Source organism: Pseudomonas sp. S3_G06 (genome assembly GCF_054667565.1).
In genome coordinates, this window is sequence record NZ_CP162738.1 from 3,695,640 (window position 1) to 3,721,349 (window position 25,710).

General features: G+C 60.3%; 25 protein-coding genes and 1 tRNA gene. 11 read left to right on the forward strand and 15 right to left on the reverse strand.

Going from position 1 to position 25,710, the window contains the following annotated elements:
- Position 1: 1 nt before the first annotated feature.
- The 8 genes from AB4N47_RS16550 to AB4N47_RS16585 all read left to right on the forward strand — a co-directional run bounded on the left by AB4N47_RS16550 (position 2) and on the right by AB4N47_RS16585 (position 10,453).
- Positions 2-643, forward strand: a complete 642-nt coding sequence (locus AB4N47_RS16550) for an urea amidolyase associated protein UAAP2 (RefSeq protein ID WP_341638675.1) — start codon at positions 2-4, stop codon at positions 641-643.
- A gap of 283 nt (positions 644-926) precedes the next feature.
- Positions 927-4,574, forward strand: coding sequence for an urea carboxylase (gene uca, locus AB4N47_RS16555; protein WP_341638674.1), 3,648 nt, complete (start codon positions 927-929; stop codon positions 4,572-4,574).
- A 25-nt stretch (positions 4,575-4,599) separates the two neighbouring features.
- Positions 4,600-6,372, forward strand: coding sequence for an allophanate hydrolase (gene atzF, locus AB4N47_RS16560; protein ID WP_460154283.1), 1,773 nt, complete (start codon positions 4,600-4,602; stop codon positions 6,370-6,372).
- A gap of 212 nt (positions 6,373-6,584) precedes the next feature.
- The gene (locus AB4N47_RS16565) at positions 6,585-8,072 is read left to right on the forward strand and encodes a sensor domain-containing diguanylate cyclase (RefSeq protein ID WP_460154284.1); all 1,488 of its coding nucleotides are present in this window, start codon (positions 6,585-6,587) and stop codon (positions 8,070-8,072) included.
- Positions 8,065-8,295 (forward strand): cysteine-rich CWC family protein, encoded by a 231-nt coding sequence (locus tag AB4N47_RS16570; protein ID WP_341638671.1) that lies wholly within the window; start codon positions 8,065-8,067, stop codon positions 8,293-8,295. The genes AB4N47_RS16565 and AB4N47_RS16570 overlap by 8 nt, the downstream gene beginning before the upstream one ends.
- Before the next feature lie 33 nt (positions 8,296-8,328).
- Positions 8,329-9,021 carry a pseudouridine synthase gene (locus AB4N47_RS16575; protein ID WP_341638670.1) on the forward strand — a complete coding sequence of 231 codons (693 nt, stop codon included), beginning with the start codon at positions 8,329-8,331 and terminating at the stop codon, positions 9,019-9,021.
- A 316-nt stretch (positions 9,022-9,337) separates the two neighbouring features.
- On the forward strand, positions 9,338-10,222 hold the full coding sequence (locus AB4N47_RS16580) for an alpha/beta fold hydrolase (protein WP_076566363.1): 885 nt from the start codon (positions 9,338-9,340) through the stop codon (positions 10,220-10,222).
- A gap of 157 nt (positions 10,223-10,379) precedes the next feature.
- A tRNA-Gly gene (locus AB4N47_RS16585) sits at positions 10,380-10,453 on the forward strand.
- A 145-nt stretch (positions 10,454-10,598) separates the two neighbouring features.
- Here the strand turns inward: AB4N47_RS16585 and AB4N47_RS16590 are convergent.
- Together AB4N47_RS16590 and AB4N47_RS16595 are read right to left on the reverse strand one after the other, a co-directional pair.
- The gene (locus AB4N47_RS16590) at positions 10,599-10,769 is read right to left on the reverse strand and encodes a hypothetical protein (RefSeq protein ID WP_177345030.1); all 171 of its coding nucleotides are present in this window, start codon (positions 10,767-10,769) and stop codon (positions 10,599-10,601) included.
- A 132-nt stretch (positions 10,770-10,901) separates the two neighbouring features.
- Positions 10,902-11,198, reverse strand: coding sequence for a helix-turn-helix domain-containing protein (locus AB4N47_RS16595; RefSeq protein ID WP_041478886.1), 297 nt, complete (start codon positions 11,196-11,198; stop codon positions 10,902-10,904).
- A gap of 209 nt (positions 11,199-11,407) precedes the next feature.
- Here AB4N47_RS16595 and AB4N47_RS16600 point away from each other — a divergent pair, with 209 nt between their 5' ends.
- Together AB4N47_RS16600 and AB4N47_RS16605 are read left to right on the forward strand one after the other, a co-directional pair.
- On the forward strand, positions 11,408-11,710 hold the full coding sequence (locus AB4N47_RS16600; RefSeq protein WP_252887441.1) for a type II toxin-antitoxin system HigB family toxin: 303 nt from the start codon (positions 11,408-11,410) through the stop codon (positions 11,708-11,710).
- Positions 11,710-12,066, forward strand: a complete 357-nt coding sequence (locus AB4N47_RS16605; protein ID WP_252887440.1) for a helix-turn-helix domain-containing protein — start codon at positions 11,710-11,712, stop codon at positions 12,064-12,066. The genes AB4N47_RS16600 and AB4N47_RS16605 overlap by 1 nt, the downstream gene beginning before the upstream one ends.
- 66 nt (positions 12,067-12,132) lie before the next feature.
- On the opposite strand, the gene AB4N47_RS16610 is transcribed toward AB4N47_RS16605, so the two are convergent.
- Positions 12,133-12,492 carry a DUF6124 family protein gene (locus AB4N47_RS16610; RefSeq protein WP_341638669.1) on the reverse strand — a complete coding sequence of 120 codons (360 nt, stop codon included), beginning with the start codon at positions 12,490-12,492 and terminating at the stop codon, positions 12,133-12,135.
- A gap of 586 nt (positions 12,493-13,078) precedes the next feature.
- Positions 13,079-13,849, reverse strand: a complete 771-nt coding sequence (tam, locus tag AB4N47_RS16615) for a trans-aconitate 2-methyltransferase (protein WP_341638668.1) — start codon at positions 13,847-13,849, stop codon at positions 13,079-13,081.
- A gap of 159 nt (positions 13,850-14,008) precedes the next feature.
- Here tam and AB4N47_RS16620 point away from each other — a divergent pair, with 159 nt between their 5' ends.
- On the forward strand, positions 14,009-14,419 hold the full coding sequence (locus AB4N47_RS16620; RefSeq protein ID WP_016771301.1) for a low affinity iron permease family protein: 411 nt from the start codon (positions 14,009-14,011) through the stop codon (positions 14,417-14,419).
- Between the two features lie 64 nt (positions 14,420-14,483).
- Here the strand turns inward: AB4N47_RS16620 and AB4N47_RS16625 are convergent, their stop codons facing one another.
- The 11 genes from AB4N47_RS16625 to AB4N47_RS16675 form a co-directional block, all read right to left on the reverse strand.
- Complete coding sequence (locus AB4N47_RS16625) at positions 14,484-14,987, reverse strand: DUF4142 domain-containing protein (RefSeq protein WP_341638667.1); 504 nt, start codon at positions 14,985-14,987, stop codon at positions 14,484-14,486.
- Between the two features lie 153 nt (positions 14,988-15,140).
- Positions 15,141-16,490, reverse strand: coding sequence for a sensor domain-containing protein (locus tag AB4N47_RS16630; protein WP_341638666.1), 1,350 nt, complete (start codon positions 16,488-16,490; stop codon positions 15,141-15,143).
- Between the two features lie 74 nt (positions 16,491-16,564).
- Positions 16,565-17,203 carry a LysE family translocator gene (locus AB4N47_RS16635; RefSeq protein ID WP_071174649.1) on the reverse strand — a complete coding sequence of 213 codons (639 nt, stop codon included), beginning with the start codon at positions 17,201-17,203 and terminating at the stop codon, positions 16,565-16,567.
- 61 nt (positions 17,204-17,264) lie between these two features.
- On the reverse strand, positions 17,265-17,681 hold the full coding sequence (fos, locus tag AB4N47_RS16640) for a fosfomycin resistance glutathione transferase (protein WP_129998874.1): 417 nt from the start codon (positions 17,679-17,681) through the stop codon (positions 17,265-17,267).
- Between the two features lie 4 nt (positions 17,682-17,685).
- Complete coding sequence (locus tag AB4N47_RS16645) at positions 17,686-18,405, reverse strand: PA3715 family protein (RefSeq protein WP_341638665.1); 720 nt, start codon at positions 18,403-18,405, stop codon at positions 17,686-17,688.
- A 36-nt stretch (positions 18,406-18,441) separates the two neighbouring features.
- Positions 18,442-19,176 carry a PA3715 family protein gene (locus AB4N47_RS16650; protein ID WP_341638664.1) on the reverse strand — a complete coding sequence of 245 codons (735 nt, stop codon included), beginning with the start codon at positions 19,174-19,176 and terminating at the stop codon, positions 18,442-18,444.
- A 193-nt stretch (positions 19,177-19,369) separates the two neighbouring features.
- Positions 19,370-20,701 carry an MFS transporter gene (locus AB4N47_RS16655; RefSeq protein ID WP_341638663.1) on the reverse strand — a complete coding sequence of 444 codons (1,332 nt, stop codon included), beginning with the start codon at positions 20,699-20,701 and terminating at the stop codon, positions 19,370-19,372.
- Positions 20,702-20,888: 187 nt separating this feature from the next.
- The gene (locus AB4N47_RS16660; protein WP_341638662.1) at positions 20,889-21,815 is read right to left on the reverse strand and encodes a hydroxymethylglutaryl-CoA lyase; all 927 of its coding nucleotides are present in this window, start codon (positions 21,813-21,815) and stop codon (positions 20,889-20,891) included.
- On the reverse strand, positions 21,812-23,005 hold the full coding sequence (locus tag AB4N47_RS16665; RefSeq protein ID WP_341638661.1) for a CaiB/BaiF CoA transferase family protein: 1,194 nt from the start codon (positions 23,003-23,005) through the stop codon (positions 21,812-21,814). Before AB4N47_RS16665 ends, AB4N47_RS16660 begins: the two co-directional genes overlap by 4 nt.
- 252 nt (positions 23,006-23,257) lie before the next feature.
- A complete protein-coding gene (locus AB4N47_RS16670; RefSeq protein WP_341638660.1) occupies positions 23,258-24,163 on the reverse strand; it encodes a LysR family transcriptional regulator in 906 nt (301 codons plus the stop codon).
- A gap of 62 nt (positions 24,164-24,225) precedes the next feature.
- Positions 24,226-25,530, reverse strand: coding sequence for an NHL repeat-containing protein (locus AB4N47_RS16675; protein ID WP_341638659.1), 1,305 nt, complete (start codon positions 25,528-25,530; stop codon positions 24,226-24,228).
- Positions 25,531-25,710 lie beyond the last annotated feature (180 nt).

Sequence of the window (25,710 nt, forward strand, 5' to 3'; positions counted from 1 at the left end):
CATGTCACTCGCAATCGCCACTTCGCACAAGCAAGCCGACAGCGCGATCTACCGCGCGACCATTCCCGCCGGCGAGCCCTGGCTGATGGAAGTCAAGGCCGGGCAGACCCTGCGCATCCTCGATTTGGAAGGCAATCAGGCCGTCGACACTTTGTTCTACAGCCTCGCCAACCCCAAGGAACGCTACGACGTGCAACGCACCTTGCGCCGGCAGAACAGCGTCTACCTGAGCACCGGCAGCGTGCTGTATTCCAACCTCGGCCAGCCGATGCTGACCATCGTTGCCGACACCTGCGGGCGCCACGACACCCTCGGCGGCGCCTGCGCGCAAGAGAGCAACACCGTGCGCTACACCCTGGAAAAACGCTACATGCACAGCTGCCGCGACAACTACCTGCGCGCCTGCGCCCACGACGGCCGATTGAGCAAAGGTGACATCGGGCCGAACATCAATTTCTTCATGAACGTGCCAGTGACGGCGGACGGCGGGCTGACGTTCGAGGACGGTATTTCCGCGCCGGGCAAGTACGTTGATTTGCGCGCGGAGATGGACGTCATCGTGCTGATTTCCAACTGCCCGCAGTTGAACAACCCGTGCAATGCCTACAACCCGACCCCGGCGGAGTTGCTGGTATGGAACTGACCATCAGCCGTTTACGCCGTTGGCTCTTTGCCCTGTGCCAGGCGCGTTCCGCGCAGTGCCTGAAATCCACCAGACAACCCTGAACCCTGTGGGAGCGAGCCTGCTCGCGAATGCGCCGTGTCATTCAGCATTGATGTGGCTGATCCAACGTCTTCGCGAGCAGGCTCGCTCCCACAGGGGGTTTGTGGTGGGTTTGAGTGAAGTGTGTTTTTTCCATCCGGGACGGCCCGGATGTCTGTCGAAAAACAGCGGGACGGCCCGCTCCCCCTTCAGGGGTTATGCCATGTTCGAAAAAATCCTGATCGCCAACCGTGGCGCGATTGCCTGTCGCATCCTGCGCACGATCAACGTGCTGAAGGCCCAAGGCGTCGCCGTGTATTCAGAAGCCGATGCTGCCAGCCTGCACATCTCCCAGGCCGCTGAAGCGCACAGCCTCGGCGAAGGCGCGGCGTCCGCAACCTATCTGGCGGTCGACAAAATCCTCACGATCGCCAAACAAAGCGGCGCCACGGCGATTCATCCCGGCTACGGATTTCTCTCCGAGAACGCAGCATTCGCCGAAGCCTGCGAAGCGCAGGGCATCGCCTTCATCGGGCCGACGCCGGAGCAATTGCGGGTGTTCGGCCTCAAGCACACTGCTCGCGCGTTGGCCAAACAGCACGGCGTACCCATGCTCGAAGGCACCGACCTGCTCGACAGCCTCGATTGCGCGCTGAGTGCCGCCGAACAGGTCGGCTACCCGGTGATGCTGAAAAGCACCGCTGGCGGCGGTGGCATCGGCATGCGCGTGTGCCGCAGCGCCAGTGAATTGAGCGAATCATTCGAAGCGGTGAAACGCCTCGGTCAGAACAACTTCAGCGACGCCGGGGTGTTCATCGAGAAGTACATCGAACGCGCGCGGCATCTGGAAGTGCAGGTGTTCGGCGACGGCTGCGGTGAAGTCATCGCTCTCGGCGTGCGCGACTGTTCGGTGCAGCGGCGCAACCAGAAAGTCCTCGAAGAAACCCCGGCGCCGAACCTGCCAGAAGGCATGGCCGATGAGCTGTGCGCAGCGGCGATCAAACTGGCGCAAGCGGTGAATTACCGCAGCGCCGGCACCGTCGAATTCGTCTTCGACAGCGAGGCCCAGCGCTTCTATTTTCTCGAAGTGAACACTCGCTTGCAGGTCGAGCACGGCGTCACCGAACAGGTGTGGGACGTGGATCTGGTGCGCTGGATGATCGAACTGGCCGCCGGTGATCTGCCGCCGCTGAACGAGTTGTATCAGGGCCTGGAACCGCAGGGCCATGCAATTCAGGCACGTCTGTACGCGGAAGATCCGGGGCGTGATTTCCAGCCGAGCCCGGGCCTGCTGACCGCTGTGCAGTTTCCGCCAGCCAACGGCGTTGAGTTGCGCATCGACACCTGGGTCGAAGCCGGTGTGGAAATCCCGCCGTATTTCGACCCGATGATTGCCAAGCTCATCGCCTGGGCGCCGAGCCGCGAACAGGCTCGCGCCGAACTCCATCAGGCACTGGGCGATAGCCTGCTGTATGGCGTGGAAACCAACCGCGATTACCTGCGGCAGATTCTGCTCGATGCTCCATTCGCCAGCGGTCAGCCGTGGACCCGTTGCCTGGAAAATCTGCTCTATCACGCCAACACCTTCGAAGTGCTCAGCGCCGGCACGCAGACCAGTGTGCAGGACTACCCCGGACGCCTCGGCTATTGGGCCGTCGGCGTGCCGCCCTCGGGGCCGATGGACAGCCGAGCGCTGCGCCTGGGCAATCGTCTGCTCGGCAATGAACAAGGCGCCGCCGCACTGGAAATCACCATGAGCGGGCCGATCCTGCGCTTCAATTGTGACGCGGTGGTCGCGGTGACCGGCGCGCCGATTGCCCTGACCCTTAACGCTGAACCGGTGCCGATGAACACTGCGCTGCTGATTCCGGCCGGCGCGACGTTGCAGCTGGGCAGCATCAGCGGCGCCGGCGCGCGCAGTTATCTGTGCCTGCGCGGCGGCGTGCAGGTGCCGGATTATCTGGGCAGCAAAAGTACCTTCACTCTCGGCCAGTTCGGCGGGCATGGCGGACGGGCGTTAAGGGCCGGTGACGTGTTGCATGTGCCGGCATTGGCCGACCACAGCGCCGGCCAGCAACTGGCCGAACAGCACATCACTGCGCTGCCGAGCGTGCGCCAGATCCGGGTGATCTACGGCCCGCACGGCGCGCCGGAATACTTCAGCGAAAACTACATCGCCACGTTTTTCGCGACCCAGTGGGAAGTGCACTTCAATTCCAGCCGCACCGGCGTGCGCCTGATCGGGCCGAAGCCTGAGTGGGTGCGTGAGGATGGCGGTGAAGCGGGTCTGCACCCGTCGAACATCCATGACAATCCGTATGCGATTGGTGCGGTGGATTTCACCGGGGACATGCCGGTGATCCTCGGCCCGGATGGCCCGAGTCTGGGTGGGTTTGTCTGCCCGGTGACGGTGATTGAGGCGGACCTGTGGCAGCTGGGGCAGCTCAAGGCGGGCGATAAAATTCAGTTCATCCCCGTCGACCTCAAAACCGCCCGCGATCTCGCCCTGAAATGGGATGCCCCCTGTGGGAGCGAGCCTGCTCGCGAAAGCGTCGGCAAAGACAAATCGATATTGACTGACACGGCCTCTTCGCGAGCAGGCTCGCTCCCACAGGGTTTGATGTCGCCTGTGGTGTTGGAGTTGGGTCAAGGCGATCAGCGACTGGTTGCACGGGTTTCTGGCGACACTCATCTACTGCTGGAAATCGGCGCGCCGGAGCTAGATCTGGTCCTGCGCTTTCGCGCCCACGCGCTGATGCAGGCGCTGCAAAGCCAAGCCCTGCATGGGGTGATCGACCTCACGCCGGGCATTCGCTCGCTGCAAGTGCACTACCAGCCGGAGCAACTGCCGCTGGCCGATCTGCTCGGCATCATCGCCGGCGAATGGGACGCGGTGTGCGCCGCCAAGGACTTGCAAGTGCCATCGCGCATCGTGCATCTGCCGCTGTCGTGGGACGACCCGGCCTGCCAGTTGGCGATCGACAAATACATGACCACGGTGCGCAAGGACGCGCCGTGGTGCCCGAGCAATCTGGAGTTCATCCGGCGCATCAACGACCTGCCGAATCTCGAAGAAGTACAGCGCACGGTGTTCGATGCGAGTTATCTGGTGATGGGCCTTGGCGATGTTTACCTCGGCGCGCCGGTGGCCACCCCGCTCGACCCGCGTCATCGTCTGGTGACCACCAAGTACAACCCTGCACGCACCTGGACCGCCGAAAATTCGGTCGGCATCGGCGGCGCCTACATGTGCGTGTACGGCATGGAAGGCCCGGGCGGTTATCAGTTTGTCGGGCGCACTCTGCAGATGTGGAATCGCTATCGCGAAGTCGCCGCGTTCGATGGCAAACCGTGGCTGCTGCGCTTCTTCGATCAGATCCGCTTCTACCCGGTCAGCGCTGAAGAACTGCTGCGCATCCGCCGCGATTTTCCCCTGGGGCGCTTCGATCTGAACATCGAACACAGCCAGCTCAACCTCGCCGACTATCAGGCATTTCTCAGTCAGGAAGCCGAGGGCATCAGCGCTTTCCGCGCGCAGCAACAGGGCGCGTTCAAGGCTGAACGCGAGCGCTGGATCGCCAGTGGCCAGGCGCATTTCGACAGCGAAGAAGCCGTGCCTGACGCCAGCGAAGAAGCTCCACTGCAAAGCGGTGAACACAGCGTCGACAGCCACATCGCCGGCAATCTCTGGCAGGTGCAGGTCGCGGCCGGCCAGCGTGTCGCGGCGGGCGATGTGCTGGTGATTCTCGAGTCGATGAAGATGGAAATCCCTGTGCTCGCGCCGCTGGCCGGTGTGGTGCGAGAGATCCGCGTGCAACCCGGTTCGGCGGTGCGTGCCGGACAACGGGTGGTGGTGCTGGAACTCGACTGAAGCCATTTTTTATAAGGATCAACCGATGAATCTGCAACTCGATGCACTGCGCCAAGCCTATCGCAATGGCGACATCACACCGCGCCAACTGCTGCTGCAATTGCGCGAAAAAGCCGCTGCCCTGAACCCCGACTATCACCTGTTCATCCACCTGCTCAGCGTCGATGAACTGGAGCCGTATCTGGCCGCCCTCGACGGTCGTGACCTCGACAGTCTGCCGCTGTATGGCGTGCCGTTCGCGATCAAGGACAACATCGATCTGGCCGGCATTCCCACCACCGCCGCGTGCCCGGCGTTCGCCTATGTGCCGCAGCAGTCGGCGACCATCGTCGAGCAACTGTTGGCGCTGGGGGCGATCCCGCTGGGCAAGACCAATCTCGATCAGTTCGCCACCGGCCTCAATGGCAGCCGCTCGCCATACGGCGCGTGCCCGAACAGTGTGCTGGCGGAGTATCCGTCCGGCGGCTCCAGTGCGGGTTCATCGCTGGCGGTAGCGCTGGGTGTGGCGAGTTTTGCCTTGGGCACTGACACCGCCGGTTCCGGGCGGGTGCCGGCGGCGCTGAATAATCTGGTGGGATTGAAGGCGAGCAAAGGCCTGATTTCCACCGCTGGCGTGCTGCCGGCGTGCCGCACGCTGGACTGCGTAACCACTTTCACCGCCACTGCTCGCGAGGCCAGTCAGTTGCTGGCGTTGACGGCCAGACACGATCCTCGCGATGAGTACAGCCGACGCAATCCGGCCTGGAATGACGGCTCGGCATTTGGCGCGCCACGGCCGTTTCGCTTCGGCGTGCCACGGGCACAGGACCTTGAATTTTTCGGCTGCAACGAGGGGCCACAGTTGTTCGCAGCGGCCATCGAACGGCTCAAGGCTTTGGGAGGCGAGGCAGTCGAATTCGATCTTTCGCCGTTTCTCGAAGCAGCGCGTCTGCTCTACGACGGGCCTTGGGTCGCCGAGCGTTACAGCGTCGCCGGTGAGCTGATGGAGCAGAATCCCGAAGCGGTGCTGCCAGTGATCCGAGCGGTGCTGGCCAAGGCTCCGGCAGTGACCGGCGTGCAGACCTTCCGCGCGCAATATCGATTACAGGCGCTGAAGGCCTTCTGCGATGAGGCCCTGGAAAATCTCGACTGCGTGCTGACACCGACCATCGGCCGTCCAGTGACCCTGGCCGAGCTTGCGGCCGAGCCGGTGCTGCGCAATTCTGAACTGGGCTATTACACCAACTTCATGAACCTGCTCGACTACGCCGCCGTCGCCGTGCCGACCGCGTTCATGGGCAACGGTTTGCCGTGGGGCGTGACGTTGTTCGGGCGGGTATTTACCGACCAGTATCTGTTGAGCGTGGCCGATGCCTTGCAGCGCCAGCAGGACAGTGCCCTGCCAACTGCGGCGAACGCTGCGCGCAATGACCGCGCTCGATTGGTGGTGTGTGGCGCGCATCTGCAAGGGCTGGCGTTGAACTGGCAACTGACCCAGCGTGGCGGGCGTTTGCTGGAAACCACGTTCAGTTCGCCGGACTATCGACTGCACGCCCTCGCCGGCGGCCCGCCATTGCGACCGGGCATGGTGCGGGTCAAGGATGGCGGCGTGGCGATTGCCGTGGAGGTTTGGGAGTTGCCGAGCAGTGAGCTGGGCTCGTTTCTCACCGGGATTCCGGCGCCGCTCGGGTTGGGCAAGGTGCAACTGGCGGATGGCCGCTGGGAGAGCGGGTTTATCTGTGAGCCGTATGGGTTGGAGGGTGCGGTGGATATCAGTCATTTGGGGGGATGGCGGGCATACCTCAAAACCCTGGCCTGAATCTGTCGCCCTGTGGGAGCGAGCCTGCTCGCGAATGCGGTATGTCATTCAACATTGATGTGGCTGACCCACCGCCTTCGCGAGCAGGCTCGCTCCCACAGGTTCTGGCCCCCCCGAATAAAGGAACGACCATTCACGCCGCACAGGGAGCAGTTATTTGCGCGCAGTGCCACTAGAATGCATCCCATCGGGCCACTGCCAACGGATCTGCCATGCCGCTTCGTTCTCCCTTGTACTCGCAACGTTCACTGGTGCTCACCCTGGTCGCCCTGCTCGGCACCGGCTTTCTCGCCACGTCACTGTTGAGCTACTTCGCCTCCCGCGAGTCGATCCGCGACAACATCGTCAACACTGAACTGCCACTGACCTCCGACACGGTCTATTCGGAAATCCAGAAAGACCTGGTCCGGCCGATCCTGATTTCCTCGATGATGTCCCGTGACACGTTCATGCGCGACTGGGTGGTCAACGGCGAGCAGAATCCGGAGCAGATGACCCGCTATCTCGACGAGGTCATGACCCATTACGGCGCCTACACGGCGTTCTTCGTTTCCAATGCCACGCTCACCTACTACCACGCCAAAGGCGTGCTCAAGCAGGTCAAAGTCGACGAGCCGCGCGACACCTGGTACTTCCGCGTGCGCGACATGCAGGACCCGTACGAGATCAACGTCGACCCGGACCTCGCCAACAAGGACAACCTGACGTTCTTCATCAACTACAAGGTCTACGACTACCACAACCGCTTCATCGGTGCCGCGGGCGTGGGCCTGACCGTGGACGCGGTGATCAAGCTGATCGACAAATATCAACAGCGCTATCAACGCAGCGTGTACTTCGTCGACACCTTCGGCCGCCTCGTATTGACCGGTGCCGAGGGTGGCCCGGAAGGTGCGCACATCGGCCAGAGTCTTGGCGAACTGGAAAGCATGAAAAGTCTGGTCAGCCAGTTGCCCAAGCCACACAGCGGCAGCTACGAATATTCCACTCAGGGCCAGGGGCATTTTCTCAACGTGCGGTTTATCCCCGAGTTGAACTGGTACCTGTTCGTCGATAAACGCGAGGACGGCGCGCTGAGCGAGATCCGCCAGTCGCTGTATCTCAATCTGCTGATCTGCCTGCTGGTGACGTTGATCGTGCTGGCGCTGCTCAATCGGGTCATCAAGCGCTTTCAGGCGAAGATTCAGGCGCACGCCACCCTCGACAGTCTCACTGAACTGCCGAACCGACGCGGCTTCGACATCCTCGCCGCGCAAGCGCTGCACGAGGCCCAACGGGAAACCAAGCCGCTGACCGCGTTGTTGCTCGACCTCGACCACTTCAAAGCCTTGAACGACACCTACGGCCACATGGCTGGCGATCAGGTGTTGATCGGTTTCGCCCGCGACCTGCAAAGTTGCCTGCGTCACGCCGATATCGTCTGCCGCTGGGGCGGTGAAGAGTTCATCGTTTTGTTGAAAGACACCGACGGTGAGACCGGGCAGAAAATTGCCGAGAAGATCCGCCAGCACGTCGAACAACACGAATATGCCTACGATGGCCACAGCCTGCATCTGACCGTGAGCATCGGCGCTACCACCGTGCAACGCGATGACAACTTGCACACTCTGCTGTCGCGGGCCGATCATGCGATGTACCGCGCCAAGCAAACCGGGCGCAACCGCACCTGCATGGAAATGCCGCACTCGACCTATGCCTGATAACGACGTCAAACCCGACCACTGCCCGGCCTGCGGTGCGCGCAACGATTGCAGCCTCGCCGACCCGCGCACCGCCGACCGCGAATGCTGGTGCTATGGCGTGACCATCGACCCGGCGGTGCTCGAAGCGCTGCCGGCCGCGCTGCGCAATCAAGCCTGCCTGTGCCCGCGCTGCGCACAGGTCGAAGCGCAACTGCAAGCAGGCCGGCGGCCGATGCCGTAAGATGCGCGGCCCTTCGTCCGTTGAATCCTGACCATGCGCGTCGACCGCTTCCTCAGCAATCTGCCCCGCTACAACCGTCAGCAGGTTCGCCTGTTGCTGGTGGAAAAGCGCGTGCGGATTGACGGAAAAGTCGTCAGCGACCCGCACAGTGAGGTGCTGGAATTCAGTCGGGTCGAAGTCGATGATGAGGTGCTGCAAAGCGGTAAACCGGCGCGCTATTTCATGCTGCACAAACCGCCGGGTTGCGTCAGCGCCACCCGCGATCCGCAGCATGCGACCGTGCTCGACCTGCTCGATGAACCGCACAAGGACGATCTGCACATCGCCGGGCGTCTGGATTTCAATACCACCGGGCTGATGCTGATCACCAATGACGGCGCCTGGTCGCGGCGCCTGACGCAGCCGCAAACCAAACTGGCGAAGGTTTATTACGTCGAAACCGAACAGGACATCGAACCGAGCTACGCGCTGAAATTTGCCGAGGGCATCTACTTCGCCTTCGAAGATCTGACCACGCAACCGGCGCAGCTTGAGCTGCTCGGCCCACGCTCGGCGCGGCTGAGCATCGTTGAGGGCCGCTACCATCAGGTCAAGCGCATGTTTGGTTTCTTCAACAACAAAGTCCTGCGCCTGCACCGCGAATCCATCGGCGAACTGACCCTCGATCACGCGCTAAAACCGGGCGAATACCGCGCTTTGCGCACCGAAGAGATTCATTTGTTCTAAGCCGGCGACCGCTCAGCCGAAGTTGTCGAACAATTCGCCGACGGCACTTGCGTGATCCTGAGTCCCCTGCTTGAATCAGGACGTCGGCCGAAATGTGACCGATGAGTCACCACATACTTCCAAGAAACTTTTTGTCGGTCGTCTGCCCTCAAGGGCTGCGCCTCAGCCGGCAATCTGCCCGCCAATAACAACACCCGTCGACCTGCCGTACCGGATCGACATGGGCCAGCAAATTTCAGGCGTATGCCTACCTGTCACAAAGCTCGTGCAATCTCGATTGCGCGCATACCCGCTTGCTTGCCAGGAGTCTTATGACATGAGGCCAGAAATCGCTGTGCTGGATATACAGGGTCAGTATCGGGTTTACACGGAGTTCTATCGCGCAGACGCCGCAGAAAAGACCATCATTCTGGTCAACGGCTCGATGGCCACGACTGCGTCGTTTGCACAGACCGTGAAAAACCTGCACCCGCAATTCAACGTGGTCTGCTATGACCAGCCCTACGCGGGACGGTCAAAAGCCCACAACCGGCATGAGAAACATCTGACAAAGGAAGTCGAAGGGCAGATTCTGCTGGAGCTGATCGATCACTTCGCCGCCGAACACGTGCTGTCGTTCTCCTGGGGCGGCGCCGCCACTCTGGTCGCCCTCGCCCAGCAGCCCCGGCGCATCGAAAAAGCCGTGATCAGCTCGTTCTCACCGGTGATCAATGCGCACATGCTCGATTATCTCGAGCGTGGTGTCGATTACCTCGGCAGCCGCGACGGCGACCGGGTCGGCCATCTGGTCAACAACACCATCGGCAAACACCTGCCGTCGCTGTTCAAGCGCTTCAACTATCGCCATGTCAGCAGCCTCGCCGAGCATGAGTACGGGCAGATGCACTTTCACATCAACGACGTGCTGCACAGCGATCGCCAGTGCTATCTGAATGCGGCGAAAAAGATCAACGTGCCGGTACTGTTCCTGAATGGCGAATGGGATGAATACACCGCCGCTGAAGACGCACGCCTGTTTGGCAATCACGTAGCACACAGCAGCTTCACCACCCTGCAAGCCACCGGGCACTTCCTCGACATGGAGCACAAAGCCGCCTGCCGCGACAGCCAGAACGCTCTGCTCGGCTTTCTGAAACCTGCGCCGCAAGCCAGCCGAACGCGCTACTCGTTTGTGCAGGATCACCATGCCCTGGCCATTTGAAACAGCGTCATCGCGGGCAAGGCTGCAAGCTTGAAGTGCCTGTTGCACCGGCGCAGACCTTGCTCGCGATCGACCGATTTCTGCGCGGCAAAGCCCTCGCAGAGAAAAGAAAACTTCAAATCCGTGGCCGAGTCTGGTACAAAGTCAGCCGCTCTGAGCGGGTATAGTTTAGTGGTAGAACGAAAGCTTCCCAAGCTTTAGATGAGGGTTCGATTCCCTCTACCCGCTCCACCGAATATTGATCTCGCGTTGTGTTGTCTGACGGGGGATGCAGAAATGAAAAACCGGCCTTGATGGCCGGTTTTTTTGTGTCTGGAAGTTGAATAGTGCTGGCGGTGAAGACTTGCAGAAGATCGCTGAGCCCTTTCTCCCCGGATTACTTCTCGAAATCCAGATGCAGCCTCGCCAGTACATTGAAGATCGGCTCCCCGGCTTTGTGCGGGACATTCAATCGAGTGAATACTTTCCTCCAGTTGGCGAGCGCAGCGAGAGTCTGCTCGATATATTCCTCGGCCTTGAGGTATTTGTATTCCTTGCAGATCTCCATGATTCGCTTGCGCGTAGGCGTGCCGGGAGTGCGGCCACCGAAGTCAGCGGCCCGCGACTTTGATCAGCTCACCAACCTTGGCGCCCTCTTTCAAAACATTCAGCGCTTCTGTGTGTTTGAAAGGCTTGATCATCAGCGCATCCCTCTCTTGCGCCTGGCATTCTTCAGCTCATCCAGCGAGCTCGGTTGCTCTGGTTTGAACAGCTTGGTCACAGCGTTGACTTCATCAAGCGCAGTGGCTATCAGGATCAAAGCCTCCAACGTCACGAGCCCGGTCGCTTCGAATCGCTTGATGGTGGATTCGGAAACCCCCGCCTTTTCTGCGAGCGTCTTGCGGGAAAGGTTTTTGGAGAGCCGCAGGATTTTGGCGTTTTCTCCGACATTTCTAGCGATCTCAGCCGGCGAGTGAAGCAAATGCATGAATGACATGGCAAACCCTTCAAGGCTTAATTGGTCTTTATGGAGCCATTGTGGATCGTTATGCTGAATTACGGATCTTTTATGAACCATTGCAAGAAAATTCATATGACCCATACATGCTTTGCAATTCAATGTTGAACGCCCGTTCACAAAGCACATTCAAGATTGCCCCTCCACTGAGTAACGACTAGTATCTCCCATATCGGGAGGAGGCATGGATGCGGATAATTGCAAGAGCGACGCTAAGACAATTTTGGGAAAGCACACCAGCTCATGCTGATGCCCAGACACCTCTCGTTGAATGGTACCGCCATATGGAGAAGGCGATTTATCGAACTCCGCAAGAGGTTAAAGCTGAGCTGCGAACGGCTAGTGTCCTCAAGGGAGCCAGGGTGGTATTCAATATCGGCGGGAATAAATATCGAGTGATTCTGGCGATCGACTACCAACGGCAACTTGGTTTTATCCGCTTCGTTGGGACCCACGCTCAATACGACCAGATCAACGCGGAGACCGTTTAATGAACATCAAACCCATTCGTAGCCCGGAAGACCTGAGCGCAGCATTGCTGCGCATGGAACAGCTGTGGGGTGCAGAAATCGACTCGCCAGAGGGCGATGAGTTGGAAATTCTCGCTCTGCTGATTGAAAAGTATGAGGAGCAGCATTTTCCGATGCCGCCCTCTGATCCCATTGAAGCCATCAAATTCCGTATGGATCAGCAAGGCTTGACGCCGCGGGATCTCGAGCCCTTTATTGGCACCAGTGGGCGTGTTTCGGAAGTATTGAACCGCAAGCGCAAGCTGAGTCTGGCAATGATCAAACGTCTGCACGATGGCTTGCGTATTCCTTATGAATGCCTGCTCGCCAGTGTCTGAAGAAAACTATCGCATGCAAAACCGGTCGCAACGACCGGTTTTTTTTTGCCCGGAAATCAGCGCCGGCTAACCCACCGGCACCACATGATCCAGCACCTGATTCACCGCCAGCTCGCCCAGCATGACGACCTGGGCTATACCGAGCAGGGTTTTGCGCTGGCTGCCGTCGAGCAAGGCGGCGAAGTCGCCGAGCATGACGCTGGCCGAGCCGAGGGACTCGCTGGCGTTGACCAATAGCGACTCGGTGTCGGTGCTCGGGTTGACCTGGAACATGCTGCTGGTCTGGTACGGCGGTGAGCTGGTTTTTGGTGGGATGAGATAGTGGTCGAGGGCGCGTTCGGCGGCTTCGTGGAGTTTTTTCGAATCGAGGGACTCGTACGGAGAGGCCGGATCGGTTTCCGGTGGGTTTGGCGTTACCTTGAACATGGAATCTTCCTGTAGTGGTAACTGCAACCATCCCGCTGCTATACGAAAGGGTGGCAGCTGTACGCAAGTTAGCAGACCGGTAGGAAGTCCAAAACCCGGCGCACCCGAGGGTGCCATGCGCACAGCCACCATCAAGTGCAGGCGAAGCCTGACTGGAAGGTACATGTGCAACCGTTGGTCAATCCTGGCCGGGCTGCTAAACCCGATCACTGGAAATCAGTGACGCGAGCCAAGTTACCGACCGCCCTCCAGGCGCACAAGCCGGCGGATTCTGGCGTACCGGTAGGCAGCGGCGCAAGGTTTTGTAGGCAGCTGGACGTAACGCAATTCAACTTTAAACAGCCATGGCGCACCACGTGTAAAAGCCTGGAAAACAGAAGGAAATTTCCGACGAGTTCAGCGTGAACGAGTTGAAAGGATGCCAGAGGACGATGATGGTGGCGGTGCAGCGGTGATCGGATTTGCATGCGCCAAGAGGCCCCTCACCCTAGCCCTCTCCCGAGGGAGAGGGAACCGACCGGATTGCTTTCAAGGGATGCGCCGACCTGAGATAACGTGGCGAACTCAAGAAAGTTAGAGGCGTGATTCAGCGAGTCGCAACAATAAACAAACGTGGAAACGGCAGCAGCACAGAGCCGTCAGCCAAGGCCGGATAAGCCTCGGCAACTTCCGTCAGATACCGCTGCAGATACTGCGCCCGTTCCTCCTCGGTCAACGGGTTCAGAAACGGAATCAAACCACTGCCCTTGAACCACTCCACCACCCCCGCCGCCCCGTCCCGAAGCTGATGGTGATAGGTGGTGCGCCACACATCGACCCGCGCGCAGTGCGGCCGCAGCATTGAAAAATACTCACTGGCACTGGCCATGTCGGTACGCTGCCCGGCAGCGTCTGCGAGCTTGCTCGCCCACGGCCCATTGGCGGCGACTTCACGCATCAAGCGGTGGGACGGTTCGTTGAGGTTGTCCGGCATCTGGATCGCCAGGCTGCCACCATCTGAAAGCTTGCTCGCCAGGGCTGGCAGCAACGAAGCGTGATCAGGCACCCATTGCAACACCGCGTTGGCGAAGATCACATCGAACGGGCCTTCGTCGGCCCATTTGTCGACCTCGGCCACCTGAAACCGCACCTCAGGCAAGCGCTTGCGCGCGGCGGCAATCATGTCCGCCGAACTGTCGAGGCCACTGACGCTCGCATCGGGAAAACGCTGCACCAGCAACTCGGTGGAATTGCCCGGTCCGCAACCAATGTCCACCACCGCCCGGGCGTGCGCCGTGGGTATCGCCGCCAACAGATCACGGGCCGGACGGGTGCGTTCATCTTCGAAAGCGACGTACTGCTTGGCAGACCAACTCATTGCGTTCTCCTGTCGGGGTTTCCTGTCGACTGCCGACACGATACAGCGACTTGCGCGGTACGCCTTCACTACCAAAGTCCTGCACCGAAACTTGTAAACAGAATTTTCAGCGCAACGCCGATGTCTGAATTTCAAGCTCCCAAAACAAGGACTCCCATCATGAAATTCGCAAAAATTGCCCAAAAACTTGCCCTGTGGGCCGGTAGCCCGAAGACATTCATGGGGGCGTTGATTCTGATCGGGTTGTGGGGTTTGAGCGGGCCGATTTTTGGTTACAACGACACTTGGCAACTGATCATCAATACTTCGACGACGATCATCACGTTTCTGATGGTGTTCCTGATTCAGAACACGCAAAACCGCGACACCGACATTCTGCACTTGAAACTCGATGAGCTGCTGCGGGTGAACAAGGAAGCGCAGAACGCGATGCTCGGGCTGGAGGCGCTGGATCTGAAGCAGCTTGAAGCGCTGCGCCGGCATTACCGCGCGCTGGGTGAGAATCAGGTGTTTGATCTTGAGGGGCTTGGCGACAAGAGCAAGCCAAAACAGGATTTGAATGAGTGCTGAAAAGACTTCGGCCGCACCTGCATCACTTCATGCAGGGCGGCCGATTTCTGATGACTGCTGAATTTTAGCGACTGGCCTGCAACGCTCGAGCTTTCTCCAGATGGCTTTGCAGTTTCGGCAAGGTCTCATCGGCAAACGCTTTGATTTCCGGCACATCGGTGGTCTGTGCCTGTTGCTCGATCTGGGTAATGGCCTCTTCGGTCGCCTTGACCTGACTGGCAGCGTAGGCCTGATCGAATGTGGTGCCGTCCTTCACTTCCGGCATCAGCTCTTTTGCCTTGTCAGCGAGTTCTTCGCGGGGGGCAACCGGCAGGTCGAGCTTCTTGGCGATTTTCGCCAAATGCTGGTTGGCCGTGGTGCGGTCGTTGATGACAACAATGGTGTAATCCTTGACCTCTTTGGATTCGGTTTTGCCGTGGGCCTGACGGCTGGCTTCGATGTCAGCCATGCCTTTGGCGGAGGCATCGTTGATGAATTCGGCAGGCGACTGGGCGAACGCAGTGCTGGCGCACAGGCCCAGCAGAGTCGCAAAACTGGCATTACGTAAACGGGTGGCCATCCGGCTCATGGTCGCGCCCTCCTTCGTTGAAAATTCAAGCGGGCCGTGATTCGCCCGCTGCTCAAATAGTCGCGGCGGACAATGGTCCGCCTCAGTTAAGAAGGCTTTGGCGTTCAAAGGTTTAGAAAATCCGCCGAGGCCGCGACGAACGGTGCGCTCGCTTTAGATGCCCAAGGCCCGATGATTCAGGCGTTTGGCCGCATACATGGCTTGATCGGCATGCCGGAACAGTTGCTGTTCTTCTTCACCGTGTTCAGGAAAGCGCGCCACGCCGATGCTCGGTTCGATACGCAGGTCATGGCCGTCGAGGCGCATGGGCTGCGCCAGCACCTGACGGATTTTTCCGGCGACACTGTCGGCATCTTCGGCGGCATGCACGCTATGCAACAGCACGACAAACTCATCGCCACCGATACGCGCCACAGTGTCGGTTTCACGCACGCAGCCTTTCAGCCGATTGGCCACGGTTTGCAGGAGCATGTCACCGACGGCATGGCCATGGGTGTCGTTGACCTGTTTGAAGCGATCCAGATCGACATACAGCAGCGCCATGTGTCCGTGCACGGTTCGCGCATGGGCCAGCGCAGCCCTGAGCCGATCACGCAGCAGTTCGCGGTTGGGCAGTTGCGTCAGTTGATCGTATTGCGCCATGCGCTTGAGCCGCGCATGCAGTTGCTGGCGTTCGATGGCCGTGGCGACTTGTGCGCAGACGTATTGCAGCAGTTCCTTGTCCTGCTCGGTGTAGCGTTCGCCGCCAGCGAGGCTTTTGACAATCAAGGCGCCGATGGTGCCGTTTTTTGAGCTCAGCGGTACGCCGAGCCAGCAAGGCGCGTTTTGTTCCGCGACCAGCGCAGCGAAGTCGGGCGTGGCATCGGCGCTGTCCGGGGTCAGCAACATTGGCTGGCCGCTGCGGATCACTTGCGCGCAAAGCCGTCCGATGACCGTGCCGGGCTGCTCGGGCTGCAATTCGTGATCGTCGACGTGATAGGGAAAATTCAGCTGCGCGCAGTGTTCGTCGTACAGCGCCACAGAAAAATTCAGCGCCGGCAGCCACTCGCCAATGAGCAAATGGACGCGTTTGAACAGCGCCAGCAAATCTTCCGCCGCATGCGCCGCCTCGGAAATTGCGTACAACGCCGCTTGCCGCGATTCGGCCTGCTTGCGCTCGGTGATATCGCGGGCGACGGCGATGCGCAGTTGGTCGACCTCCGACCAGCGCGCCGACCAGGAAATATGCGCGACGCTGCCGTCCTTGCGCAGGTAGCGGTTCTCGAAATTGTGCTTCGGGTCGCCGCCCATGATTTCGCCTGCGGCCGCGAGGGTGCGCTGGCGATCGGCCGGGTGCACCAGCTCGATCATCGAGCGGCCGATCAGTTCGTCAGGCGTGTAGCCGAAAATCCGCTCGCAGGCAGCGCTGACAAAAACGAAACGGCCCTGTTTGTCGACCGCGCAAACGGCGTCCAGCAACAGGTCCATGTAGCTCGCCAGCGGCGCAGGGTTAGGGCTTTCCATGGTTCTACGGGATGTCCGCACAGTGCAGCGATTTCAATCGTCCGTGATCGTGGTTGCGCGTCCCTGCCATTTCATCAAGTCTTGTTCGGCAGCAGCCCCGGCAGCGCGTGCATCAACGCATTGATGGCGAAGCCAATAAACATCACGCCGCATAAACGGGTGATGAGCAGTTCATGACGCTGATACACCGTGCGCACCCGCTGCGCGCCGACCACGCCGATGAGGATAGCGTAAGCCAGCGCACCGCCGATAAAGCTCAGGGCGATCAGCGCCGGCAGCATCGACCAATTGAGCAGTTCGGCGCGGCTCGACAGCAGCGCCGTGAAGGTCGCCACCGCCACCGGGTAGGCCTTGGGATTGGTCAGGCCGAAGACGATACCGTGCCAGAACGGCTGCCGCGCCGCCCCTTGCGCCTCGTCGCCATTGCGGCGTTGGGCACGCACCGCACGCCAGCCGAGCCAGAACAGGTACAACGCGCTGAGCACGCCGAGCACATCGAACGCGGTGCTGCCGATTTCCCGCGCACCGACAATCGCCACCAGCGCGGTGCTGCACCAGATCACATCGCCGAGCAGATGCCCGCAGAGAAAACCCGCCCCGGCGCGCCGGCCATGGGCCGCGCCAATCCCGAACACCGCCAGCACGCCCGGCCCGGGGGTGATCCCGTAGATGAAACCCGAAGCCAGAACGGCCAACAGCAATGATGGAGTCATGAGAAACCTGCAAGCGCCAGAACACGTGGCGCAGAGTCTATATCAACAAGATTGAAGCGGATCAGGGTTCGTCGCGGAAACGCATGCCGGGGTACGGTTTCTGCCGACACGCAGCCAGCCGCGACTGCAAATCGCCGACATGGGCTTCCAGCTTGTGGCCGTCGGGGTCGAGAAAGTAGAACGACGCGCCCTCGCTACGGTTGTCTCGCCACTGCGGCACCTGAGCCGATTTCAACGTCTCAACCAGTGAAGTGAAGTCTGCCGCGCTCACGCTCAAAGCGTAATGGGTATAGTCCGCGCCCGGCTCCCCACTGCGCTGAGGATCTTCTGACAAGCACAACCACAGTCCGGGCAGTGACAAATAGGCGCCGTTATCCCACGTCGCTTCGACGTCCAATTGCAGCACATCGCGATAGAACGCCAGACTGCGCTGCAGATCGCGGACGGCCAGGGTCAGGTGGTTAAGACCGGTAAGCATCGAATCAGTAACCTCTGAGGTCTTCGGGAACGACATATTGCTGGCCGTCGTAGATCAGGGTGACCTGGGTGTTCTTCAGGTTGGTGGTTTTCGAAGCGCATTGTTTGCCCGAAGTGAAAGACTTCATCAACGAACCGCTGGAACTGACGATCAGATCCGCAAACCCGTTGTGGCTGGATGAGCCGATTTCGACAGTCCTGCGAATGCGTGTGTCTCGCGTATCGCACTCCCCGGTACCCTCACCGAAATCCTTGCGCACCACCAAGCCTTCCAGCACTGGGCGTAAGCGATTGCCTTCGCGAACATACAAAGCCAGGTCGGTTTTGGAGTACGGATTCGCTCTGGAACCGTGGCTCATGAACGTCGATCGCAGCCCGAACGCACGGACATCCGCCGTTAAGCGGTAACGCGCCGTATCGATGATCAGATCATCGAAGCTGATCGCATCGGAGTTGTAAGCGCCGGGTTTGGCATAACTGGCGACTGTGTTGCCCGTCGTGGCGTTGATTACTGACAGTGCCAGATCGAACACGCCGTCTTGAGCACCCGCGGAATCGGGAACGAAGGTGGCCTTCGCTGCAATTGATTGAGTGTTGAACGCAGGCCAGATTTTGCAGCGCGAGAGAGTATGGCCGTCGAATTTTTTTACTTCGCAAGCGGCATGGACCTGGGCCGTAAGCGCGAACAAGCCGAGGGCGATATAGATTCGGAGATGCAGATTCATGATTCTTCCTTGAACTATTCGTATCAGTAACACCAGTCACATGCCCTTGAAACCTTGCGGCAAAACGTAGGTTTTGCCGTCATAGCGCAACGTGGTCAGCACCGGCTTTTCGTGGGTAGTTTTCGATTCGCAGGTGTCGGGTGGCCCCTCACCGACCAGCCCCGTGGTGACCGAGCGGACAATGATATCGGCGTAACCATGGGAACTGGTTTTGCCCATCTCAAGCGTACGCACCGTCTCCGAGCGCTCTCCTGCGCAATTGCCATCCCATTCGCCACTGAAGCTGTAGACGACCAAGCGATCCAGCACCGAGCGCAGTTTGTCGCCCTCTTTCACGTAGAGCGACAGCAGGGTTTCATCCAGCGGATTGACGCGCGACGAGCCTTTGAAATGGGCGCGGACGCCGAATGCACGAAGGTCGGGCGTGAGTTTATAACGCGCCGTGTCGAGTTCCAGACTCTCCAGCGCGATGGCATCGGAGAGAAACGCCGACCGCTGATGATAGGTCGCCAGCGGCTTGGGGCTGCCAGCGGTAGTGACGGCCAGAGCCAGATCGTATGAACCCACCCTGCCGTCCTGGTCATAGACGGGATCGGGCACAAACGTCGATAGCGCGGTAATCGTCAGCTGCGGATAAGCCGGCCAGTTCTTGCACAAAGAAAAGTCCGCTTCCCCACTGAGCGCAGGCGGTGTGCAATCGGCCCACGCCTGCCCAGCCATCAACCACCCGCAAAGCGCTACTGCGCTGATCCAAATGGACTTCATTGTCACTTCCCGCTCCTTGAAGATATTTCCAGGCGCGCACTATCCCTTTCTGCATCGGAGGATTCAACAGATCTGGCCAGCGAATCTTCTCATGTGTCTGAAGTCGGAATTCGCGAGCAGGCTCGCTCCCACAGGAAAGCCGCATTACAACGTGGGAGCGAGCCTGCTCGCGAAGGCGTCATCGCCGACGCCGCCGATCTCAATACTTGTCCAGCGTACGCAACTTCTGCGGCAAGCCCCACAGCAGCAACGCTGCGGCGATCAGCGCGGCGACGCCGATGACGTACAGCGCCGGGGTGGTGCTGCCGGTGAGGTCCTTGATGCGTCCGACCATGACCGGGCTGACGATCCCGCCAAATTGCCCCAGGGTATTGATCACCGCGATTCCGCCTGCCGCGCCAGCACCGGCGCCCGCCAGCAGTTTCGGTGGCAGGGTCCAGAAGCTCGGAATCGAAGCGATGATGCCGGCGCCAAGCAGGCCGAGCGCGACGATCAGAAAGGTCGTGTGGCTGGCGAAGATTCCTGCGCTGAAAAAACCGATCGCGCCGACGATCACCAGCCCGGCGACAAACTTGCGCCGCTCACCAGTGGCGTCTGACAAGCGCCCGATCACCACCATGCTGATCGCCCCGCAGATGTACGGAATGGCGGTCAGCAGGCCGATCATCACCGGGCTTTCAGTGCCGGCGCTGCGGATCAATTGCGGTGCCCAGAAATTCAACCCGTAGGACGCGACCTGAATCAGGAAGTAGATCAAACCCAACGTCAGGAACCCGGGAATTTTCAGCGCCGCGAGCAATGAGCCGCCGCTCTTGTGTGGCTCGTGATGGGCGATGCGGCTGGAGAGCAATTTCTTCTCGTCAGCGGTCAGCCAGTGCGCATCCTCGATGCGGTCCTTGAGCTGGGTCAGCACCAAGAAACCGAGGGCGATGCACGGCACGCCTCCGAGCAGGAACAACCAGTGCCAGCCACGCATCTGCAACACGCCGTCGAGGTGTTGCAACACCAACCCCGAAAACGGCGCGCCGACCAGCCCGGCGAATGCCGAGGCAAGAAACAGCATCGAGGTGATGCGGCCACGGAAGTGCTGCGGAAACCACAGGGTCAGGTAATACAGCACGCCCGGAGCAAACCCGGCTTCCATCGCGCCGATGACGAAGCGCAGCGCATAGAACTGCCATTCGCTGTTGACGAAGACCATCGCCGCCGTCGCCACGCCCCACGACATCATGATCCGCGCTATCCAACGTCGTGCGCCGACCTTGTACAGCATCATGTTGCTCGGCACTTCGAACAGCACGTAACCGACCACGAACAGCCCGGCGCCCAAGCCGTACGCGGTGTCGCTCAGGCTCAGGTCGGTCTGCAGCTGGAATTTGGCGAAGCTGATGTTGATGCGGTCGAAAAACGCGAACAGGTAGCAGACCATGATCAGCGGCATCAACCGCCAGGCGACTTTGCTGACCAGGGCTTTTTCGGCGTCGTGATCGACGGACGGATTCACGCCCGCGTCCATTACGTTGAGGCTCATAGATTTTCTCCAGGCGGACTGCCGATGGGCGTCCGATTGTTTTTGTTGTCTGGTGACGACGCTCACTGTGGAGCGGTTTTGTGTGGGAGCTGGCTTGCCAGCGATGGCGTCAGTTCAGCCAACGCTTTCGTTGAATTTGCTGCCCTCATCGCGGGCAAGCCCGCTCCCACAGGGGTGCTGGTGTGTCTCAGGTCGGGGTCGGATGCAGATCGCAATTGCGCCCGGCCTTGGCCAGTTGGCCGGGGACATCGTGGCCCAACAGCGCCGGCAAGCCGCGCGAAAGCTTCAGCAGCAGCGGCAAGTCGATCCCGGTGGGAATGCCGACTTCATCGCACAGGTTCACCAGGTCTTCGGTGCAGATATTGCCCGACGCACCCGGCGCAAACGGACAGCCACCGAGGCCACCCAGCGCCGCATCGAAGCGCCGCGCGCCGGCCTCGTAAGCGGCCAGCACATTGCACAGGCCGAGGCCGCGGGTGTTGTGGAAATGCAGGGTCAGATCGGCCGGCGAAACCCGTTGCAAAACGCGCCGCACCAAGCGATCCACCTGACGCGGGTTGGCCATGCCGGTGGTGTCGGCGAGGCTGATGCCCTGAATGCCGAACTCTTGATAAGCGTCGACGATCTGCAGTACGCGATCCTCATCGATCCGGCCTTCGAACGGACAACCGAAGGTAGTGGCGATGCTGCCGTTGAGGCGCACACCTGAGCCGCTGACAAACGCAACGATGTCAGCGAACGCCGTCAGCGACTCTTCGCAACGCATGCGCATATTGGCCAGGTTGTGGGTCTGGCTGGCGGACATCACCAGATTCAACTCATCGGCATTCGCCGCCAGTGCCCGTTGCGCACCTTTCAGATTGGGGATCAACGCCACGTAAATCACCCCTGGCTGACGCTGGATGCCCGTGAACACCTGCTCGCCGTCACGCAGCGCCGGAATGGCTTTGGGCGAGACGAACGAGCCGGCTTCGATGCGGCTGAATCCGGCCTGCGACAATTGATTGATCAGGGCGATCTTGTCAGCGGTTTCCACCCATGTCGGCTCGATCTGCAAACCGTCGCGGGGCGAGACTTCCTGGACGATCAGGGTTTGCGAATAGTCAGTGATCATTGCACCACCCCCTGGCCTTTCAGACGTTCGATGTCGAGTTCAGTCAGGCCAAGATTGGCGAGAATAGCGTCGGTGTGCTGGCCCAGTTTCGGCCCCGACCAGTTCACCCCGCCGGGGGTCTCCGAGAGTTTGGGGACAATGCCGGGCATCTTCACCGTTGCGCCACCGGGCAACTCGGCATCGAGCAGCATGTCCCGCGCCTGATAGTGCGGATCGGCGACGATGTCAGCCACCGAGTAGATGCGCCCGGCCGGCACTTCAGCGGCTTCGAGGGCGGCCAGTACCTCGTCGATCGGCAGGCTACTGGTCCAGTGTGTGATGGCCGCATCGAGCAAACCGCTCTGCGCCGCGCGGCCGTCGTTGTGGGCGAACTCTTCTGCGCCGGCCAGGTCTGCGCGGCCGATGGTATGCATCAGGCGCTTGTAGATCGGGTCGCTGTTGCCGGCAATCACCACGTAGGCGCCGTCGGCGGTGAGGTAGGTATTGGAGGGCGCGATACCCGGCAGGGCACCGCCGCTGCGTTCGCGGACATGGCCGAGCATGTCGTACTCCGGCACCAGACTTTCCATGACGTTGAACACGCTTTCGGCCAGCGACACATCGACGACCTGCCCACCGCCCTGCCCGGTCTTGACCCGCAACAGCGACATCAGCGCGCCGATCACCGCGTGCAGCGAGGCCAGCGAATCGCCGAGGCTGACGCCGACCCGCGCCGGTGGCGAATCGGGATTGCCGGTGGTGTAGCGGATGCCGCCCATGGCCTCGCCAATCGCACCGAAACCGGGCCGGTCACGGTAAGGGCCGGTCTGGCCGTAGCCGGAGATACGCACCAGGGTCAGGTTCGGATTCAAGGCATGCAGCACGTCCCAGCCCAGACCGAGTTTTTCCAGCGCACCGGGACGCAGGTTTTCGATGATCACGTCGGCGTCGCCGGCCAGTTGCTTGACCAGTTCGATGCCTTCAGCGGATTTCAGATTGAGCGCCAGGGATTTCTTGTTGCGCGATTGCAGGTACCACCACAGCGATGTGCCTTCGTGCAGCTTGCGCCATTTGCGCAGCGGGTCGCCCTGCCCCATGGCTTCGATCTTGATTACCTCGGCGCCGAACTCGGCAAGCATGCGCGCGGCAAACGGCGCGGCGATCAGGGTGCCGATCTCGATCACTTTGATTGCACTCAAAGGGGCAGTCATCGCGGGTACCTCTTGTTCTTGGAATATGTCGCCAAGGCTAGAGGAACGATGATCGGAGAATCCAGCCGTCTCTCGGCAATGAGCGTTCGCGAAACGCGAATGCTCCGCTGTGATTGCGTGGTGAATTCAGGGCCGCCTTCGCGAGCAGGCTCGCTCCCACAAGGATCTGTAGTGGTTTCAGATTCTGTGTTCACACAAGTTCAATGTGGGAGCGAGCCTGCTCGCGAAGAGGCCATCAGCCGCAATGAAGATCTACCGCCCGCGCAAATGCTCAAACAACATCCGGCTCACCGGCGACAACCCTGCCTCATCGCGCACCACCACAATCAGCGCGCGATCGGACCAGTCGTCGGTCAACGGCACCGCGCGCAAGCCCAGTGCCTGACCAAACAACTCATAGGCTCGCTGCGGCAGAATGCCGATGCCCATGTTCGCCTGGACCATCCGGCACACCGCATCAAACCCCGGCACATGAATGCGGATGCGCAGGACTTTGCCGGCCTGCCGCGCCGCCGCATGGGTACGCATGTTGATCGAACTGGCCGCGTGCAAACCAACGTAGTCGCTGTCGAGGGTTTCATCGAAGGCCACCGATTCACGCGCAGCCAAGGGATGTTCCGACAGCATGACCACCACCAGTTTGTCCTGGCGGTACAACACGCTGTGCAGGCCTTTGGTGTCACTGTCCTCAGAGCAGATGCCGAGATCCGCAACGCCGTCGAGCACGCCCTGAATCACCCCGGCGCTGGGCCGTTCTTCAAGGTCGGTCTTGACCTGCGGATGCCGCGCGGAGAAGTCGCGCAAGTCTTCGGGCAGAAACTGAATGATCGCCGAAAGATTGGCCAGCATGCGCACGTAACCACGCACACCGTGGCTGTGCTCGCCCAGTTCCAGGCCCATCTTTTCCACATTGAAGAGCATCTGCCGGGCATGGTGCAGCAGGGTTTCACCGGCAGGCGTAAGGATCATGCCTTTGGCCTGACGCACGAACAAAGCGATGCCCAGCGCCTCCTCCAATTCCATCAGGCGCTTGCTCGCCGCCGACACCGCGATGGCCTCGCGCGCAGCCGCACGGGTCAACGTGCCTTCCTCGTGGACGGCGACGAACAGTTGCAGAGTGATCAGGTCGAGACGGCGGATCAGGCTTTTTTGCAGCATGGTGGGCTCGAAGGCAGGGTTCATCCGAGTCGGCAGGATAGCCCGGTTTTACCGCTGACTGCTCAGTTGCCCATGCTGGCGCGCTGTTTTGTGACAGGCGCGGTCAGCAAGCGAACCAGCTGCGCGCTGTCGTCCTTGCGACCTAACACCAGGATCGAAGAGCCTTGCAGGCAGGCATCGATGGCTGGCCATGAAATGTCCTTCGCGCCCTCGACATCAAACGAATCATCCACTGCGCCATCGACCAGAAAGCCTGCCGTCAGCAAGCCTCGTGCGCTGCCCGAGGTCTGTCCGACCGCCACAATACGTTTACCAGCGATGTCATCCAGCGCAAACCCTGCTTGCCAACCTCTCAGGTCGAGTTCATGCGCCGTCGGGGTGAGGACAGGATTTTTGAACGCGTCATCCATTTGGCCGGCGTAGGTAATACCACTGATCAACGCGTATTGCAGTCTCGTGCCGTCCGTTGACTCGACCGCCGAACCGAGCAAAAGCAGGCGCTGCGCCGTTTGCACAGCGATGTTGGTCACGTGGCTTTCGAGCGTCTTGCCATTACGCTGAAGGTTCAGTAGCAGTACGCCCTTTTCGCCGAAGCCTTCTGCAACTTTCCCGTTGTGGTCGAACGCCATGACCAGTCCCTGGTTGGTTATTTCAGTTTTGCCATGCACGAGAATCAGCCCACCGTCGAGCTGGATGATCCCGGACAGCGAAATGGCCACGCCTGGCAGCGACAGGGGCAGCCAACCGTTGCTGGCGAACGATAAATCGTCCGAGCCATCGAGATTGAATCGCGTCAACAGGCCACTGCCCTTTTGCGCTGTCACAAACAGCAGCCTGTCCGGCTGCGCAAGCTGCGGATCGGATTTGGCCAGCAGCAGTTGCCCATGGGTGGCCCCAAAGAGTGCCGGAATCCGCATGGGCACAATCCGGTAGCCATTCCTGTCGCCGCCGAACTCGATATCCGGCGAACCGTCGGGCAGAAACCGCGCGATGACTTGCTGGTATTCAAGCGTCTGGTCTTTGACCACGCCAATCACACCGCACATCCAGATCCGTCCGAGCGCATCAACGATCAATGGCCCGCCTTGGGTGAGCGAGCCTGTGCCGAACCGGCCGCTGAGATATCCGTCGGTGCCGAAATCCGGGTCCGGATTGCCATCGGCATCCAGGCGCGCAAGGCCGTAGTACGAATGGCCCGATTGCTCGACGGTAACGCTGACCATGATCTGCCCCGAAGGCGTGATAGACACGCCTTCGGCAATGGTCTTGGCCGCTCCGGGAAATTTCAGCGTTCGCAGACCAAACAGAGCGTCCAGCTCCCCGGCTGACTGCGCGGTTGGGGGCAATGGCGCGGTGGATTCCGGCATGTTCGTATTCTCCTGCGGGATCGACATCGATCCCCTCGCTGAGAGCATTCGACCCGAAGAAGCCACGCCGGACAACTGACACAAATGACAGTTTTTTAGAAGAAAACGAAATTGATCACCGTGCAAAAAAGACTGGAGGACTGGTAGTTCTTACAGGTTCGAATTCAGGCACGTCATGCC